The organism is Rhodococcus sp. NPDC127527 (assembly GCF_042672245.1).
Lineage (GTDB): Bacteria > Actinomycetota > Actinomycetes > Mycobacteriales > Mycobacteriaceae > Rhodococcus_G.
The window spans coordinates 32,367-47,876 of the sequence record NZ_JBHXVP010000001.1 but is presented as its reverse complement, the minus strand read 5'-3'; the positions used below and the strand labels follow the sequence as shown (position 1 = coordinate 47,876).

The 15,510-nt window shown below is 68.6% G+C and carries 14 protein-coding genes; 7 read left to right on the top strand and 7 right to left on the bottom strand.

Annotated elements, in window-relative coordinates:
• Positions 1-10: 10 nt before the first annotated feature.
• Positions 11-697, bottom strand: coding sequence for a rhomboid-like protein (locus ACFVH2_RS00235; protein WP_378425798.1), 687 nt, complete (start codon positions 695-697; stop codon positions 11-13).
• Positions 698-743: 46 nt separating this feature from the next.
• Positions 744-2,078 (bottom strand): ABC1 kinase family protein, encoded by a 1,335-nt coding sequence (locus ACFVH2_RS00230; protein ID WP_378425956.1) that lies wholly within the window; start codon positions 2,076-2,078, stop codon positions 744-746.
• A 229-nt stretch (positions 2,079-2,307) separates the two neighbouring features.
• On the opposite strand from ACFVH2_RS00230, the gene ACFVH2_RS00225 reads away from it, so the two are divergent.
• Together ACFVH2_RS00225 and ACFVH2_RS00220 are read left to right on the top strand one after the other, a co-directional pair.
• Complete coding sequence (locus ACFVH2_RS00225; protein WP_378425796.1) at positions 2,308-3,765, top strand: DUF4185 domain-containing protein; 1,458 nt, start codon at positions 2,308-2,310, stop codon at positions 3,763-3,765.
• Between the two features lie 37 nt (positions 3,766-3,802).
• Positions 3,803-4,288, top strand: coding sequence for a hypothetical protein (locus tag ACFVH2_RS00220; protein ID WP_378425794.1), 486 nt, complete (start codon positions 3,803-3,805; stop codon positions 4,286-4,288).
• A 20-nt stretch (positions 4,289-4,308) separates the two neighbouring features.
• Here ACFVH2_RS00220 and ACFVH2_RS00215 read toward each other — a convergent pair whose 3' ends face one another.
• Entirely contained in the window at positions 4,309-4,776 is a 468-nt protein-coding gene (locus ACFVH2_RS00215) for an alpha-isopropylmalate synthase regulatory domain-containing protein (protein ID WP_378425792.1), read from the bottom strand.
• 326 nt (positions 4,777-5,102) lie between these two features.
• Between ACFVH2_RS00215 and ACFVH2_RS00210 the strand changes: the two genes are divergently transcribed.
• The 3 genes from ACFVH2_RS00210 (at position 5,103) to ACFVH2_RS00200 (ending at position 7,698) form a co-directional block, all read left to right on the top strand.
• Positions 5,103-5,876, top strand: a complete 774-nt coding sequence (locus ACFVH2_RS00210; RefSeq protein ID WP_378425790.1) for a hypothetical protein — start codon at positions 5,103-5,105, stop codon at positions 5,874-5,876.
• Positions 5,877-6,140: 264 nt separating this feature from the next.
• On the top strand, positions 6,141-6,764 hold the full coding sequence (locus ACFVH2_RS00205) for a hypothetical protein (RefSeq protein WP_378425788.1): 624 nt from the start codon (positions 6,141-6,143) through the stop codon (positions 6,762-6,764).
• 304 nt (positions 6,765-7,068) lie between these two features.
• Entirely contained in the window at positions 7,069-7,698 is a 630-nt protein-coding gene (locus tag ACFVH2_RS00200) for a hypothetical protein (protein WP_378425786.1), read from the top strand.
• Between the two features lie 56 nt (positions 7,699-7,754).
• On the opposite strand, the gene ACFVH2_RS00195 is transcribed toward ACFVH2_RS00200, so the two are convergent.
• From ACFVH2_RS00195 to ACFVH2_RS00185, 3 genes are all read right to left on the bottom strand, one after another.
• The gene (locus ACFVH2_RS00195; protein ID WP_378425784.1) at positions 7,755-8,762 is read right to left on the bottom strand and encodes an NAD(P)H-dependent glycerol-3-phosphate dehydrogenase; all 1,008 of its coding nucleotides are present in this window, start codon (positions 8,760-8,762) and stop codon (positions 7,755-7,757) included.
• Positions 8,763-8,858: 96 nt separating this feature from the next.
• Positions 8,859-9,500 (bottom strand): YdcF family protein, encoded by a 642-nt coding sequence (locus tag ACFVH2_RS00190; RefSeq protein ID WP_378425782.1) that lies wholly within the window; start codon positions 9,498-9,500, stop codon positions 8,859-8,861.
• A gap of 95 nt (positions 9,501-9,595) precedes the next feature.
• A complete protein-coding gene (locus ACFVH2_RS00185) occupies positions 9,596-11,824 on the bottom strand; it encodes an MMPL family transporter (protein WP_378425780.1) in 2,229 nt (742 codons plus the stop codon).
• 139 nt (positions 11,825-11,963) lie between these two features.
• Here ACFVH2_RS00185 and ACFVH2_RS00180 point away from each other — a divergent pair, with 139 nt between their 5' ends.
• Positions 11,964-13,706 carry a cholesterol oxidase substrate-binding domain-containing protein gene (locus ACFVH2_RS00180; RefSeq protein WP_378425778.1) on the top strand — a complete coding sequence of 581 codons (1,743 nt, stop codon included), beginning with the start codon at positions 11,964-11,966 and terminating at the stop codon, positions 13,704-13,706.
• Between the two features lie 23 nt (positions 13,707-13,729).
• On the opposite strand, the gene ACFVH2_RS00175 is transcribed toward ACFVH2_RS00180, so the two are convergent.
• Positions 13,730-14,245, bottom strand: coding sequence for an Lrp/AsnC family transcriptional regulator (locus ACFVH2_RS00175; RefSeq protein ID WP_378425776.1), 516 nt, complete (start codon positions 14,243-14,245; stop codon positions 13,730-13,732).
• Positions 14,246-14,352: 107 nt separating this feature from the next.
• Here ACFVH2_RS00175 and ald point away from each other — a divergent pair, with 107 nt between their 5' ends.
• Positions 14,353-15,459 carry an alanine dehydrogenase gene (ald, locus tag ACFVH2_RS00170; RefSeq protein WP_378425774.1) on the top strand — a complete coding sequence of 369 codons (1,107 nt, stop codon included), beginning with the start codon at positions 14,353-14,355 and terminating at the stop codon, positions 15,457-15,459.
• Positions 15,460-15,510: the final 51 nt, after the last annotated feature.

The following is a 15,510-nucleotide window of genomic DNA, read 5'->3' as shown; positions in this document are numbered from 1 at the left end:
GCGTGGGCGGTCATCCCGCGTGCAACGCCGCCGGTACCGACCGGAACGTCGCGACGGGATCCCAGACGCCCTGCCTCGAACGGACCAGCGGATAGCAGGCGAGGCCGATCAGCACGGCCGAGAGGTGTCCGACATCGGTGAACGTCGCCCCGGAGAAGAGCGGAATCGCGAAGAACACGAGGACGCCGGCGAGGTAGAGGTAGCGCCACGGCTTGGCGATCCGGTAGGTCAGCACCGCCACCACGCCTGCGAGCGCATAGCTGACCCCGACGTCGAGGGTGAAGGCGGCCTTGGCCGGGGCACGATCGTCGTGGATGGCCCAGTACAGGACGCCCTCGCTGAGGTAGGTCGCGCCCACGTGCGCGATCACGCACACGCACACCCAGCGCAGCGTCCCGAGCCAGCGCTCGGCGGGCACGTGGAAGATGTTGAACACGACGAAATAGGTGATCCAGCCGCCACCGGAGAGCCAGAACGCGCTGGTCACCAGCACGCGGAATGGATCTTCCCGAAGGTGGTGCAGGTTGGTCGACCGGCTGCCGAGCACGTGTCGCTCGGCGCCGGGGGACAGATGGTTCACCACGATCGTGGTCACGAGCAGGATGGCGAGCCAGATGAAAGTGCCGGGGGCGCGCCGGATGTACGCCCACACGGCGTGGGGGAGCGCAGCGAGTCGTTGCCTGGCCGTGGCCGCCATCACACCAGTGTGACCTACGCGGCCCGGATCCGCGCCCGCTGCGCGGTCAATCCTCGGGAAGGGCGACGTCGAGTTCGGCCGCTCGTTTCGCGACCGCTTCCGGGAAGACGTTCTTGAACAGGAACAAGTCGCTGCCCATCACCCAGCCAGGTGCGAGCCGGGTGGCGTAGCGCTCGAAGTAGCCGAGCTGCTTGCCGAACAGGACGAGCTCCTCCGGACTGGCCACACCCCACTGCTTGCCGATCTGGACCAGGCTCATGATGAGGTCGCTGAGCCGGAGCTCCGCGAGGTCGCGCGCGAACACCGGCGCGAGGACCGCGGCGACCTGGCTCCCGATCTCCTCGTCGGTGGCCGCGACGTCGGCGGTGTAGCCGAGCGCGCGGACGCGACTGGCCATCCGGGAGTAGTCGCCGTCGATCAGCGTTGCGTAGAACATGTCCCGCAGGATCGTCCGCCACACCTCGGGCAGCTCGCCGACGATGCCGAAGTCCAGCATCGCGATCCGGCCGTCGTCGAGCATCCACAGGTTGCCTGCGTGCACGTCGCCGTGGAAGGGGCCGTGCACCAGGATCGATTCCATCCAGGCCTTGACCCCGCGACGGATGAGCAACTGGGTGTCGGCGGTGCCGTCGGCCTCGATCCGGTCCAGGGGGGTTCCGTGCATCCGCTCCATGCAGATCACGTGTGGGCCGCAGTACGGCCAGTACACCTCGGGCGCGGTCACCCCGCGGTTGTCGCCGAACGCCCACAGCGCGTCGCGGAAGCGGGTCTGACGGTCCGCCTCGACGGCGCTGTTGAGCTCGGTCATGGTCGCGTTGTGCAGATCGCGGATGATGGCGGTCGCATTCGCGATGCGGAAGAACTCGGCGAACCGCTCGAGCATCCGGGCACCCCAGTACGCCGTGCGCAGGTCGATCAGCATCCTGCGGTAGATGCCGGGTCGCTGCACCTTGATGACGGCTTCCGTCCCGTCCGGAAGCACGCAGGCGTGCACCTGAGCGACGGACGCGGCTGCCAGCGGCTCGTCGTCGAAGCTCGCGAACAGCTCCTCGACCGGCCTGCCGAGGTCTGCCGCGACCACCGCGCGCGCCTGCTCTGCGGGGACGGGAGGGACGTCGTCGAGGCAGCGAAGGCACGCGTTGGCCAGCGGGGCGGGAAACACCCCGGAGGAGGAGGCCATCAACTGCCCGAGCTTGACGAACGTCGGTCCGAGAGCCTCGAACGCGTTCACCACGCCCTCGGAGGCCGCGTCCGCCCAGCCCATCTCCCGCCGCGCGAACGGCTTGGTGACCACGGCGACGAGCGTGCACGCCAGGATGACCGTCCCGACGACCAGCGCGCGCCAGAGTTGTGCGAGGCCGAACCGGTCGAGCCGGGGCATGTGCACGGACAGTGCTTCCTGCGGCGGCCCCGACGAATACGGGCCGACCCGACAGGGCAGGGATTCGGGCACGGAGTACACCTCGCTTCTGGTCCAGCCCGACACACTAGGCGGGCGACAGCGATCCGTCGATCCTCGGTCACGACGCGATCACTCGCGGAGCTGCCGCGCATGTCGGCTCTGCGAGTTTCGGGTCGATCGGGCACTCTGACACCCCAGGAGGTGTCGGATGGCGATGCGAGCGGTGGTGGCGGCAACGGTCCTGACGGTGGTCGCGGCGAGTGGGGTCCTCGGGACCGGGCCCCGCGCGTCGGCGGTTCCGGTGGTCGGGACCGGGCCGTGCGCCGGCGACCCGCCGCCCGTGCACGAGTCGGTGGTCCCGAAGAAGCTCGACATCCCGATCCCGTACCCGGCGGTCGCGCCGGTCGCGTATCCGGCTCCCGAACCGGTGCCGGTGCGGATCACCCCGCCGCCGCTGCCCGCGGACCCGTGCACCAATCCGTGCCCCGACCTGACCGACGGCCCGGACCTGTCCCCGAGCGGCTTGTCGTCGACGCTGGGGTTGCCGCAGATCGGGGTGGACTTCAACCCGTTCGTGTTCGGCATACCGGTGCCCGGCCCGGACACCGGCCCGAAGCCGGAGCCGCCGCCGACCGCGCACCCACCGGCCGAGACCGCGCCGCGGTCGCCGCAGCGTCCGGCCCCGCAGGTGCGGGAGGTGAGCACGGTCGCGAAGGTGACCGGTGCGAGCTCCACCAACCGCACCGACAAGCGGTGGCAGGTCAACGGCACCGATCTCGGGATCATGTGGGAGAGCGAACCCGGCAAGGTGGCTGTCGCGTTCGGCGACACGGTCGGACGCGGGTTCCACCCGCCCGGCGGCCAGGGGGAGGACTGGCGCAGCAACGTCCTCGGATTCAGCTCGGACCGTGACCTCGCGGACGGAATGACGATCGACAGCTTCGTCCAGGACAGCCGATGCCACGCCGCGGAGGTGCTCAGCAGCCGGAAGATGGACAACGTGGAGATCACCACGATCCCCACCTCCGGGTTCGCGGTCGGTTCGCGGCAGTACATGAGCTACATGTCGATCCGGACCTGGAACAGCGTCCCGGGGACCTGGTTCACCAACCACGGCGGCATCGCCTATTCGGACGATTCCGGCCAGACCTGGACCAAGGACCCGTATGCCCAGTGGGACAACATCTTCGGGCTGTCGAAGTTCCAGGTCGCGGCGATGGTGCCGCAGGGCGGGTACGTGTACATGTTCGGCACCGCGAACACCCGCCTCGGCGAGGTGGGTCTGGCGCGCGTTCCGCAGGACCAGGTGCTGAACAAGTCGGCATACCAGTACTGGAGCGACGGCAACTGGACCGCGGTCGGTGGGTCGCGCTCCGCGACCTCGATCGTGCGCGGCACGGCGGCGGAGTTGTCGGTCCGCTACGACGAGTCGCGCGGCCGGTGGCAGATGTCGTACCTGGACACTGCGCGGACCGGGATCACGCTGCGCGAGTCCGACTCCCCGCAGGGTGCGTGGTCCGAGCCGGCCCGACTGGTGGGCGTGGAGACCTTTCCGGAGTTGTACGGTGGCTTCATCCATCCGTGGTCGACCGCCGACGACCTGTACTTCACGGTGTCCACGTGGTCGGACTACAACGTGTACCTGATGCGCGCCGAACTGGGCTGAGCGACAGCGCTTCCGGCGCCCGACCCGAGGAGTGACCGTGCAGCAGTGGCCCGCGGACTGGCCGCGTCCGGCGAAGGAGATCGCGTCTGCCACCGGTGACGCGATCCGCGCGGCAGCGGCGGCGGACCGGGAATCGTTCGCGGAGGCGACTGCGCGCCTGCTGGTGGCGGAACCCGACCAGGTGCGCGCGGTGCACTCGGCGATGGTCCGCTCACTGCTCGAGGACGTCCACCCCGACGGCCTCAGCGGTGAGGCCGTGCAGGCCGTCCTCGAACGGTGCGCACGTGCCGCCGCCGCGTGGGTGCCGGACCTCGACGTCGGTGCCCTCGCCGTCGTTCTGACCGGGTCGCTGGGGCTGTCCGACCCGGACGAGGACGCGCACCGAGTCGGACGATCCGCGATCGTCGGGCACGCAGCCCTCGTGATCGCGGACCTGTTGGCGGTCGCGCAGGCACCCGTGGACGGATACCTACGGCGAGCGATCGGCGAGATCGCCCGCACCGAGACGATCGAGATGCCCTGAACCGCTGCGCCTTCCGGTGATCAGCCGTGCAGGAGGTTCGCGCCCGCGACCATCGCCTCGATCGACGACTCGGTGGCGTCGTGCCCCATGCCGAGCGCCCAGTGCCGGCGTCCCTCGTGCTCGCACAGCAGGAAGGTTGCGGTCCGGTCGGTACCGATGCGCATCTGGTGGAACGAGAGGATCTCCATCTGGAATCCGGCGTCGTACAGCATCGAGGTGAGCGCGGACACCGGGCCGGACGCGATCGCGGTCCTCTGGTGGATGGCGTCGCCGATGCCGAGGGTGGCCCTGAACTCACTGCGGCCCGCACCGAGCGGGGTGACCGACCAGCGGCCGAACCGGATCGGACCGCCCGACGGTGAGTACGAGGCGAGGAAGGTTCGCCAGCTCGTGCCGGCACACTCGGCGCGCATCTCACTCGGCAGCGGCATGCCGAAGCGGGCCGAGAAGGGGTCGGTCGGAAAGGTGAAGGCGTGAGTGCTGTTCATTGGGGATGGTCTTCCTGAGCGAAAGGGAGGACCAACGCGTAGCTCAACGACCCGCAGCGAGGGGTCGGTCCGAATCAGACCCCGCTACGGCGGCGAACTACGAGGATGCGCGTCATGGCCGCCACAGTAGGCGCCTTCGTGAGGTTGCGCAACAATCCGGGCTCCTGGATGTCGGCGGACGGTGACGCAGGCCACACTGGGTTTCATTCGCAAAACGGACATGGAGTTGGACGCTTGTCCTATATAAAGAACGCGAAGGCGACGGGGGTCGAGTGATACGGCAGCAAACCGTCGTGCACGTTGTTCCACTCACCCGGAGGATCTGCATGTCACGTAAGTCGATGCGCCGCACCGCATCCGTCGTCGCCGCTACCGCGCTGCTCGCGGGCGGTCTCACCCTCGGTGCGGGCACCGCCGCTGCCGCCGGCTCTGCCGACCTGGGCAGTGCGGGCACGTCGGACCCCGCCACCACGCCTGCCGAGCAGAAGCCGCACTCGGCCACCAAGAAGGCCGACAACATCTCCGTGACCAAGCAGGTCGTCGGCGACGGCACGGTGGCGCCCGGCGGCAAGGTCACCTACCGGACCACCTTCTCGGTGCCGTCCGGCCTCGACCGGTCCATCACCAAGATCACCGACTTCCACCCGGCCGGCTTCGAGTACGTCGAGGGCAGCGCGAAGGTCAACGCCTGGAGCCTGCTCAACGGCCAGCAGGACTCGAAGGTCACCCCGGTGGTGAACGCCGCGGACAACAGCCTGACGTTTGCGAACGCCGGCTGGCGGATCTCCGTGATCGGAGACGCGACCCTCACCCTCGAGGTGACCTACCGGGTCCCGTCGAGTGCCAAGGTCGGGACCGCGCTCGACAGCGGCCTGTCCTTCGACGTCTTTGCTTTCGCAACCACCCAGAAGTTCAACCCGATGGGCGTCTTCGCCACCGTCCGTTCCGCGAACCTGGTCGAGGGTGTGACCGGCGGCTCCGCGGACCTCGGTCTGGGCTCGTCCGACGGCGGTAGCGGTTCCGCCGGTTCGGCCATCATCACCGACCCGGCCGGCTTCGTGGCCGACGTGATCAGCGGCGTCATCAAGAACGGCAGCTAGTAGCACTACCGAAAGGGGTCGTCCGGCGCGCCGGACGACCCCTTTCGTGTGTCCGGGGGCGGGCCAGGCCCTGGGCGTCCGAGTCCCGGTCACCCGCGCCAAGCTCATGAACATCCATTAGCAGAGCAAACGAAGAGTCAAGTGCTGCAACATTTTTGATTCTCCACCGGGAGGCTGTGCGCGTCCATACGATGGCGCGACGCGCGTTCGTCGAGCTCGGGGGCCGAGGTGCCGCGTACCCACCCCAACGAATGGAGACTCTGCATGTCCCGTACCACGATGCGCCGCGTCGCGTCCGTCGTCGCCGCTGCCTCGCTGCTCGCCGGTGGTCTCGCCGCCACCGCGGCCACCGCGTCCGCCGCTTCGATCCTGTCGGACTTCGGCTCCACGGCGAGCGTCCCGGACATTCCGGCCTCGGCCACCGTGACCGTCGACAATCTCGTCGTGACCAAGTCGATCGTCGGGAGCAACCAGATTGCGGTCAACGGTCAGGTGACGTATCGGACCACGATCTCGGCCACCGCCGGCCCGGACCGGCTCATCACCAAGCTTGTCGACCTGAATCCCGTCGCGCTTCTCTACGTCGACGGCACCGCGAAGGTGACCTCCTGGCAGAACGGCGCGATGGCAACCGAATCCGTCACGGCGACCGCGTCGGCGAACGCCGGTGTCGCGGTGAGCAATGCGGCCGGATGGTTGGTTTCGGCGATCGGCAACAAGACCGTCACCTTCGACGTCACGTACTCGGTGAAGTCCGTCGGCTTCAGCACCGGCATCTTCGACAGTGGCCTCGCCATCGACGTGGCGGGCATGGCCGAGCAGCAGTGGCCGGCGATGGGCGTCAAGCTCGACCTCGTCGGATCGGTCGCTCCCACCTTCTCGAGCTGATCCGGCCGGTACTTCCGAGGAGCGGGTCGTTGTCGGGACAACCGTCGAGTGCGGTCCCCGATGACGGCCCGTTCACGGCGGGCTCAGTCGGGGCATGACGTAGGTGGGCTTGCCCGATCCGGTTGAGCGCGGAGGTCGGCCCGTTTCTTTCTGTCTAACGGTTCATTCAGTGCAGCAACGATATTCGGAACTTTCGGACAGACTGGACGTTCGCCCATACGATGACTTGACGCGTGTTCGGGGCCGGGGGAGTTCAGCGGTACCGAGGTGCCGCGCGAGCATCCCTACAGAATGGAGTTCGTCCATGCTTCGTCCCACGATGCGCAGGGTCGCATCCGCAGTCTTAGCCTCGGCTTTGCTGGTCGGTGGTCTCGCCGTCGGGTCCGGCACCGCCGCGGCCTCAATTGGCGACAACAACATATACAGAACGGCCGAGAACGTCACTGTCACGAAGTATGCGTCGCACTTCGCAGATGGGGTGGTGAACCCTTGGTATGTCCCCGCTGGGGACGTCGAAACCATTCACAACCGCTTCACGGTCGCCGAGGGTCACGAGCGACTCCTCACCCGTATCACCGATCACGGGCCGGCCGGCTTCACATACGTCCCGGGCAGCGCCACCATCCGTATCGGGTATGCCGACAATACTTCGCAGTCCGAACGGATTACTCCCGAGGTGGGGCCGGGCACGGTCTCGGTTGCGGCACCCGGGGCGGGGTGGTCTGTCCCACTCGGCGGGTACGTCATCTTCTCTGTCGAATACCGTGCCCCGCTGACCGCCCCCAGCGGCACCATGTCGGGCAGTGGAGTCACGTTCGACGTGGCCGGACACGAGGGCAGCCTGGGATGGAATCCGATGGGCCTGAACTTCATCATCGGCAGCCGGCCTGTCGCTCCCAAACCTGGCTCTTCGGAGCTTGGCTTCGGTAGCTGACAACGCTCGAGCTTCGACGGGGTCGCCCGGGATTCTCCCCGGGCGGCCCTTGTCGCTCAGGCCATGTCGTGCTCGTCCCCGGGGGCGACCTTCCGCAGTCCGCGGTAGGCGTCCGCCGGCGTCCGCCGGCCCGCCACGACGGCCTCGACCTCGGCCGCGATCGGCATCTCGACGTCGAAGTCGCGTGCGAGTTCCATCACCGTCGGCGCGGTCTTCACCCCCTCGGCGACCTGGCCCAGTTCGGCGACCGCCTGGTCCACGGTCAACCCTCGGGCCAGGGCTTCGCCGACCCGACGGTTGCGGGAGGCGGGGCTCATGCACGTGGCGATGAGGTCGCCGACGCCGGTGAGCCCGGCGAACGTGCGTGGGTCCGCGCCCATCGCCTCGCCGAGGCGGGTCATCTCGGCGAGCCCGCGCGCGAGCACCATGGCCCGGGTGTTGTCGCCCACGCCCAGGCCGTCGGCCATGCCCGACGCGATCGCAACGATGTTCTTGAGCACCCCTCCGAGTTCGCAGCCGAGCACATCGGTATTGCGGTAGACGCGGAAGACCGGTGAGGCGAACAGCGGTTGCAGGGCGGTGGCCACCCGATCGTCCTGCGTCGCGACGACCGCCGCGGCGGCCATGCCGTCGGCGATCTCCTTGGCGATGTTGGGGCCGGCCAAGAGACCGACGGGATGGCCGGGAAGGCATTCGGCAATCACCTCGGTGGGTCGTTGCCGGGTACCGGGCTCGAGGCCCTTCGCCAGGGACAGGACGGGCACCCAGGCGCGGACCTCGTTGCTGATCTCGCTCAGGGTGCTGCGGACGGCGTGTGAGGGCACCCCGACAACGAGGACGTCGGCCTCCCTGGCGGCCTCGACGACGTCGTCGGTCGCCCGTAGGCCGGCGGGCAATTCGCGGTCACCGAGATAGCGCGAATTGCGCCGCTCGGTGTTGATCTCCTCCGCGGCCGCCGAACTTCTGGACCACAACAGGGTTGGCGTGTTGTGGGCGGACAGGCCGGCCACCGTGGTTCCCCACGATCCGGCGCCCAGCACGACCACCCGCACCGGTCGCGCCATCACCGATCACCTCGTGCACGATCGACACCTGAACTCATCGTCTCAGGCTCTCACCACGATCCGGCCCGCGGCGGAGGTTTGTCGGAATCGTTACTCCTAGAAGGGCGCAACTACCCCGGCGACCGGGATCCGTCCGCCGACCGCGACCCGGAAGTCGACCATCGCTCGCTGCAGATGGTCGGGTGAGGTGACCACCACGGCGCTGGTGGCGCCGCGCTGGGCGAGGATCGCGTTGGTGTTCTGCGCGTTCTCCACCGTCGAACGCGAGGTGTACTCCTCGGTGATCCGGAACGGGGGGATGCCGTGTGCGATCAGCCAGTCGCGCATCGCGCGGGACTCGGTGATGCCGTTCTGCGGAACCCCGCCGCTGACGATGATCGGGGACAGCGGGTAACGGTGGGCCACCTGCAGAGTGGCCTCCAACCGAGACACGAGCAGCGGTCGCATGCTGCCGTCGGGGAGCAGTCCCGCACCCAGCGCGACGATATTGGTGCCGAACGGATTCAGGTCGAGGACCACCGGGAACTGCGTGGTCAGGGTCTCGAACCGGGTGCAGGTGAGGATCACCTCGCGGAAGGGGGTCTGGCAGCCGCCGACGGTGGAGAGCACGCCGTTCACGAGTGTGGTCGGTGTGACGTCGGCGCTGGCGGTGGCGGGTAGGGCAGCGCCGGCGGCGGCGGCGAGTATGGCGGCGGCGAGGATTCGACGTGATCGACCTGATGACGAACGAGACGACATGACACTCCTTTTCGACCCGGTGAGTTCTCTGCAGGAGGCGGCAACCGCCATCGAGTGTGCCGTAGGTTCGGCGACTTCGTGAGACTTCCGAAGGATTAGTCGACCGAGCGGGCCAGCGCCGAGGGCCACCAGATGGCGCGGCCGATGTCGTGCGAGAGGGCGGGCACCAGCACGCTCCGTACGACGATGGTGTCGAGCAGGACGCCGAACGCCACCGCGAAACCGATCTCGGCGAGGAACACCAGGGGGAGCACGCCGAGCACCGCGAAGGTGGCGGCGAGGACCACGCCTGCCGAGGTGATGACGCCACCCGTGACCGCGAGTCCGCGTAGCACGCCGGTGCGAGTGCCGTGACGGAGGGACTCCTCGCGGACCCGGGTCATCAGGAAGATGTTGTAGTCGATGCCGAGGGCGACGAGGAACACGAACGCGAACAGGGGGAACGCCTGGTCGGCGCCCGCGAAGTGGAAGACGTGGGTGAAGACGAACCCGCACACACCGAGGGTCGCGGCGAACGAGAGAACTACGGTCGCGATCAGGATCAGCGGCGCGAGGAGGGCTCGCAACAACACCGCGAGCACCACGAAGATGACCGCCAGCACGATCGGGATGATCAGGTTCCGGTCGCGCACCGAGGCGGCCTGCACGTCCACGGTGGTCGCCGAGCTGCCACCGACCAGCGCGTCGGCCCCGGGAACGGCGTGCACCGCCTCGCGCAGACGGGTGACCGTGTCGAGGGCCTGCGGGGAGTCGTAGGAGTCGGCGAGGGTGACGTTGACGATGGTGCGCCCGTCGATCGGTTGGACCGTCAGTATCGATGGCGGGCAACCGGTTTCGGGACCGCCCGCGGCCGGTACGGTGCCGAGTTTGGCGAGTTCGGCCAGCTTGGCGTAGTCCACCTGCAGGCACACCGAGCCGGATTCGGTGGCCACTCCGGGCACCGTGCTCGCGACGGCAATCACCTGGTCCACCCGATCGGCGTTGGTGGTGATCACGGCGGGCGCGCCGGTGCCCGGATCGAACTTGGCGTCGTAGATCTGCTGCCCCTGGACCGCATCGGGGTTGTTGGTGAAGTTTTCCGTGTTGGTGAGCCCGTTCGTCTGCAAGCTGCCGATGCCGACCGCGAACAACACGATGAGCAGGGCCGTGGCGCCGATCCACGCCGGTCGGTCGCGTCGCCCGACGGCAGCCGCGATCCGGCCCCACAATCCGTGGGTGGCCAGGTCCGCGGCGTGGTCGACACGGGGGGTTCGAGGCCAGAACACCCAGCGGCCCGCGACGGCCAGGAAAACCGGCAGGAACGTCATCATGACCAGGTAGGTACAGCCGATGCCGATCGCGGCGACCGGTCCCAGGCTCTTGTTCGAGTTGAGCTCGGAGAAGCTCAGGCACAACAGGCCCAGGATCACCGTGAGCGCGGAAGCGCTGATCGCCGGGGCGGATTCACGCCACGCCCGGATCATCGCGTCGAACCGGTTCGGGTAGGCGTGCAGTTCCTCCCGGTACCGGGATATCAGGAGCAGTGCGTAGTCCGTGCCCGCGCCGAGGACCAGGACCGAGAGGATGCCCTGGCTCTGGCCGGTCAGTGTCAACAGGTCGTTCTTGGCGAGGACGTAGACGACCATCGACGACAGTCCGAGGGCGAGCACCGCGGACAGCAACGGGAAGAACCAGAGCACGGGCGAGCGGTAGACGATCAGCAGGATCAGGATGACCACGAGGACGGCCGCGCCGAGCAGGGCGCCGTCGAGCCCCTGGAACGCGTCGATGAACGCCACCAGCAGTCCACCCGGTCCGGCCGGCAGCACCTCGAGTTCGCTTGTCGCGGCGGACTTGGCCGCGTCCATCACGTTCTGCTCGTTCTGAGCCAGGACGTCGCCCTGGATGTCGGCGCCGTTCGACTTGGCGACGAGAGGAACGTACTGCGAGGCGGCGGTGCCGTCCGCCGAGTACTGGGTGGGTGTCATGCCGGACCTGTCGACCCCGTCGACCGCGGCGATGGCCTCCCTGGCGCGGGCGATCGACGCCTTGTCCTCGGCCGTCAGCAGGCCGTCGCGGTGATAGACGACGAAGCCGGGAATCGTCGTCACGGTCACGAACTTCGCCGACTCTTTGGCGACGACGGTGGACTCCGCGGAACTGGGCAGGTACGAGGCGTTGTCGTTCTTCTGGACCTCGGTCAGCTTGCTCTGGAAGGAGCCGCCGGCGAGACCGGCGAGGAAGGCGAACCCGGCGAGCACGATGATCGCGACAACCGGCCAACCCCGCCGGACGGGCGGGGGCCCGGCAGGGGCAGGTTGGGCGTCGAGGTCCGTGTCGGTCATTGGTTTCCTCCGAATGCGCATTTCGGGTAACGCCAATGCGGTCCAGTACACCACGCGACGGCGGCCGACAGCGCGGTGGTTCCCCGAATCGGCGGCATTTCGATGCCAGTGGCCTCGTATATGTTCTAGGTTGTCCCGCATGACTGATCGGAAACTCTCCCGGCGGGGCTTTCTCTCCGCCGCGGCGGGCGCTACCGCGCTGACCGGACTCGCATGGACCCCGGCGCACGCGTTGTCCTCCGCCGATCCGCGGGCGACCCTGCCCGTGCCGCCCGGCTTCCCCGACGGCATCGCGCTGTTCCAGCAGGGCTACGAGAACTGGGTGCAGGAGATCGTCTTCGACCAGGTGTGGACGTGCACCCCGCGGGACGCGAGAGACGTGGTCCGGCTGGCCAACTGGGCGAAGGCCAACGGATACCGGCTGCGGGCGCGGGGCACGATGCACGGCTGGAGCCCGCTGACCCTGGTGCCGGGCCAGAACGTCGAACGGGTGGTCCTGGTCGACACCCTGACCCGGCTCGACTCGATCACCGTGGACGTGTCCGCCGACCCCGGACGCTCGACCGTCACCGCGGGCCCCGGCGCGATGGTGGGCGCGGTTCTCGGCGAACTGCAGAACCACGGCCTCGGCTGGGCGAACGCGCCCGCCATCGGGGAACTGTCCATCGCCGGCGTGCTGGCGATCGACGCGCACGGTGCCACGCTTCCCGCCGACGGCGAGAAGGTCGTTCCCGGGGCGTCGTTCGGCTCGCTGAGCAACCTCGTGACCGCGTTGACCGCGGTGGTGTGGGATTCCGGCGAGGGTGAGTACGTCCTGCGGGACTTCCGTCGCGACGAGCCCGCGATCCGCCCCCTGCTGACCCACCTCGGCCGCACCTTCGTCACCTCGGTGACCCTGCAGGCCGGCGCGAACTACCGACTGCGGTGCGAGTCCGTCATGGACATTCCGTGGCGTGAGTTGTTCGCCCCGGCAGGCTCTCCCGGCCGGACCTTCGAGAGCTACGTCGCCCGTTCCGGGCGGGTGGAGGCGATCTGGTTTCCCTTCACCGAGACGCCCTGGCTGAAGGTGTGGACGCCGACGCCGACCAAGCCTCCGCAGTCCCGGGAGGTCGCCGGCCCGTACAACTACCCCTACTCCGACAGCATTCCGAAGGCGATCACGGACCCGCTCGGGCAGATCACCCGCGGGATCGGGGCCGCGACCCCGCTGTTCGGTCAGGCCCAGTTCACCACCATCGCGGCGGGCCTGGCGGCGACCGGCACCGCGGACCTGTGGGGCTGGTCGAAGGACGTGATGTTCTACCTGCGCGCCACCACCTTGCGGATGACCGCGGGCGGCGGTGTCGTCATCACCAGGCGGGCGAACATCGCCCGGGTGATCAACGAGTTCACCACCTGGCACGACACGCGCCAGCGGGAGCTTCAGTCGAAGGGCCGGTATCCGATCAACGGGCCGTTCGAGGTCCGGCTGTGCGGGCTCGACGATCAGTCCGAGGTGGTGGTGGAGACCGCGGGTCCGCCGACCATCTCGGCCCTGCGGCCGCGCCCGGACCATCCCGAATGGGACACCGCGATCTGGATGAACGTGGTGGGGGTGCCGGGCACCCCGGGGCAGGCGGCCTATTTCCGCGAGATGGAACGGTTCATGCGGTCCAACTACAGCGGCGACTACGCGACCTTCCGGCCGGAGTGGGCCAAGGGCTGGGCGTACACCGACGAGGCCGGCTTCACCGACGGCGAGACGATCGACACCGTGATTCCCGAGACGTACCGGGCCGGTGTGCCAGACGGCGACGACTGGGACTCCGCGCGTGCGGCACTGAACGCGCACGACCCGTATCGGGTGTTCTCGAATCCGTTGCTGGACAGGCTTCTTCCGTGATTCGGTCGCTGCCCTCGACGGTCCTAGGTGCCCGATCGAGGTCGGATGTGCTCGAACACCAGGATGGTCTCCGTCGCCGCGACCTCGGGTCGTGCGGACAGATGGTCGAGCACGAAGTCCCGCAGGGCGGCGGTGTCGCGCATTGCCACGTGCAGCAGGTAGTCGTCCGCTCCGGCGATGAAGTAGACGTCGAGCACCTCGGGGACCACCGACATCCGCTCGGCGAACTGCGCCATGTGGGGGCGTGCGTCGGCCCGCAGCCGAACCGAGATCATCGCCTCGAGGTCTCGGCCGAGTGCGGCGGGATCGACGTCGGCGTGGAAGCCGCGGATCACCCCGCGCTCGACCAGCGAACGCACCCGGGCCAGGCAGGTCGACGGCGCGATGCCGGCCATCTCGGCCAACGCGTTGTTGGGAGTGCGGGCGTCGCGGGTGAGCTGGGTGAGCAACACGTGGTCGGTCTCGTCCAGGCGCGTCCGCCGAACATCGTTCGGTCGGGCGGGCGTCTGCTGGCGCGGTTCCGAATCATCGGCTGCCATAAGCCGATTCTAGAGAATTTTCACCAGGGTTCTAGGCATGAATCACGAGGAAATTCATACTGGTGTCGGCGCCGATCGCGCCGTTCCCCACCCCGAGGACACCACAGATGAGAATCGGCATTCCCCGAGAGATCAAGAACCACGAGTACCGCGTCGCAATCACCCCGGCCGGCGTCCACGAACTCGTCGCCCACGGGCACGAGGTGCTCGTCGAGACCGAAGCTGGTGCGGGTTCGTCCTTCGCCGACGCCGACTTCCGCGCCGAAGGGGCGCGGATCCTCTCCCACGCGGAGGACGTGTGGGCGGACGCGGACCTGCTGTTGAAGGTGAAGGAGCCGATCGCGGAGGAGTACTCACGGCTCCGCAGGGATCAGGTGCTGTTCACCTACCTGCACCTGGCCGCCTCGCGCGAGTGCACCGATGCGCTGGTCGACTCGGGCACCACGGCCATCGCCTACGAGACGGTCCAGTCCGCAGACGGGTCGCTGCCGCTGCTCGCCCCGATGAGCGAGGTCGCCGGGCGGCTCGCGCCGCAGGCCGGGGCCTACCACCTGATGACGAACTCGGGCGGCCGGGGAGTGTTGATGGGCGGGGTCCCGGGAGTGCGCCCCGCCAACGTGGTCGTGCTCGGCGGTGGGGTGGCGGGACAGAATGCGACCGCCATCGCGACGGGGATGCGCGCCGACGTCACGGTGCTGGACGTCAACCCGGTGCGGCTGCGTGAGATCGACGCGCAGTACCAGGGGCGGGTCCGGACGATCACCTCGAACCGGCTGGAACTCGAGCAGGCCGTGCTCGGCGCGGACCTGGTGATCGGGGCGGTCCTGATCCCGGGCGCTCGGGCGCCGAAGCTGGTGTCCAACGAGCTGGTCTCGCGGATGAAGCCGGGCTCGGTGCTGGTGGACATCGCGATCGACCAGGGTGGCTGTTTCGAGGATTCACGACCTACCACCCACGCCGAACCCACGTTCCGCGTGCATGATTCGGTCTTCTACTGCGTCGCGAACATGCCCGGTGCGGTGCCCCGCACGTCTACCTACGCGCTCACCAACGCGACGCTGCCGTACGTACTCGAGCTCGCCGACCTGGGTTGGCGCCGTGCCACCGCAGCCGACCGCGCGCTCGCGGCCGGGCTGAGCGTCCACGACGGCGAGCTGCTCTCCACCGCCGTTGCCGAGGCCCACGGATACCGGGCGCACGCACTCGCCAGCTGAGTTCGGCTCCGCCGACCGTGCGCGATCGGTACCCCGGTCGGGGTACCGATC

Excerpts from the sequence above, each read along its gene's own strand:
- ACFVH2_RS00235 (WP_378425798.1), bottom strand. The coding sequence starts at position 697 with ATGGCGGCCACGGCCAGGCAACGACTCGCTGCGCTCCCCCACGCCGTG.
- ACFVH2_RS00230 (WP_378425956.1), bottom strand. The coding sequence starts at position 2,078 with ATGCCCCGGCTCGACCGGTTCGGCCTCGCACAACTCTGGCGCGCGCTG.
- ACFVH2_RS00225 (WP_378425796.1), top strand. The coding sequence starts at position 2,308 with ATGGCGATGCGAGCGGTGGTGGCGGCAACGGTCCTGACGGTGGTCGCG.
- ACFVH2_RS00215 (WP_378425792.1), bottom strand. The coding sequence starts at position 4,776 with ATGAACAGCACTCACGCCTTCACCTTTCCGACCGACCCCTTCTCGGCC.
- ACFVH2_RS00210 (WP_378425790.1), top strand. The coding sequence starts at position 5,103 with ATGTCACGTAAGTCGATGCGCCGCACCGCATCCGTCGTCGCCGCTACC.
- ACFVH2_RS00205 (WP_378425788.1), top strand. The coding sequence starts at position 6,141 with ATGTCCCGTACCACGATGCGCCGCGTCGCGTCCGTCGTCGCCGCTGCC.
- ACFVH2_RS00200 (WP_378425786.1), top strand. The coding sequence starts at position 7,069 with ATGCTTCGTCCCACGATGCGCAGGGTCGCATCCGCAGTCTTAGCCTCG.
- ACFVH2_RS00195 (WP_378425784.1), bottom strand. The coding sequence starts at position 8,762 with ATGGCGCGACCGGTGCGGGTGGTCGTGCTGGGCGCCGGATCGTGGGGA.
- ACFVH2_RS00190 (WP_378425782.1), bottom strand. The coding sequence starts at position 9,500 with ATGTCGTCTCGTTCGTCATCAGGTCGATCACGTCGAATCCTCGCCGCC.
- ACFVH2_RS00185 (WP_378425780.1), bottom strand. The coding sequence starts at position 11,824 with ATGACCGACACGGACCTCGACGCCCAACCTGCCCCTGCCGGGCCCCCG.
- ACFVH2_RS00180 (WP_378425778.1), top strand. The coding sequence starts at position 11,964 with ATGACTGATCGGAAACTCTCCCGGCGGGGCTTTCTCTCCGCCGCGGCG.
- ACFVH2_RS00175 (WP_378425776.1), bottom strand. The coding sequence starts at position 14,245 with ATGGCAGCCGATGATTCGGAACCGCGCCAGCAGACGCCCGCCCGACCG.
- ald (WP_378425774.1), top strand. The coding sequence starts at position 14,353 with ATGAGAATCGGCATTCCCCGAGAGATCAAGAACCACGAGTACCGCGTC.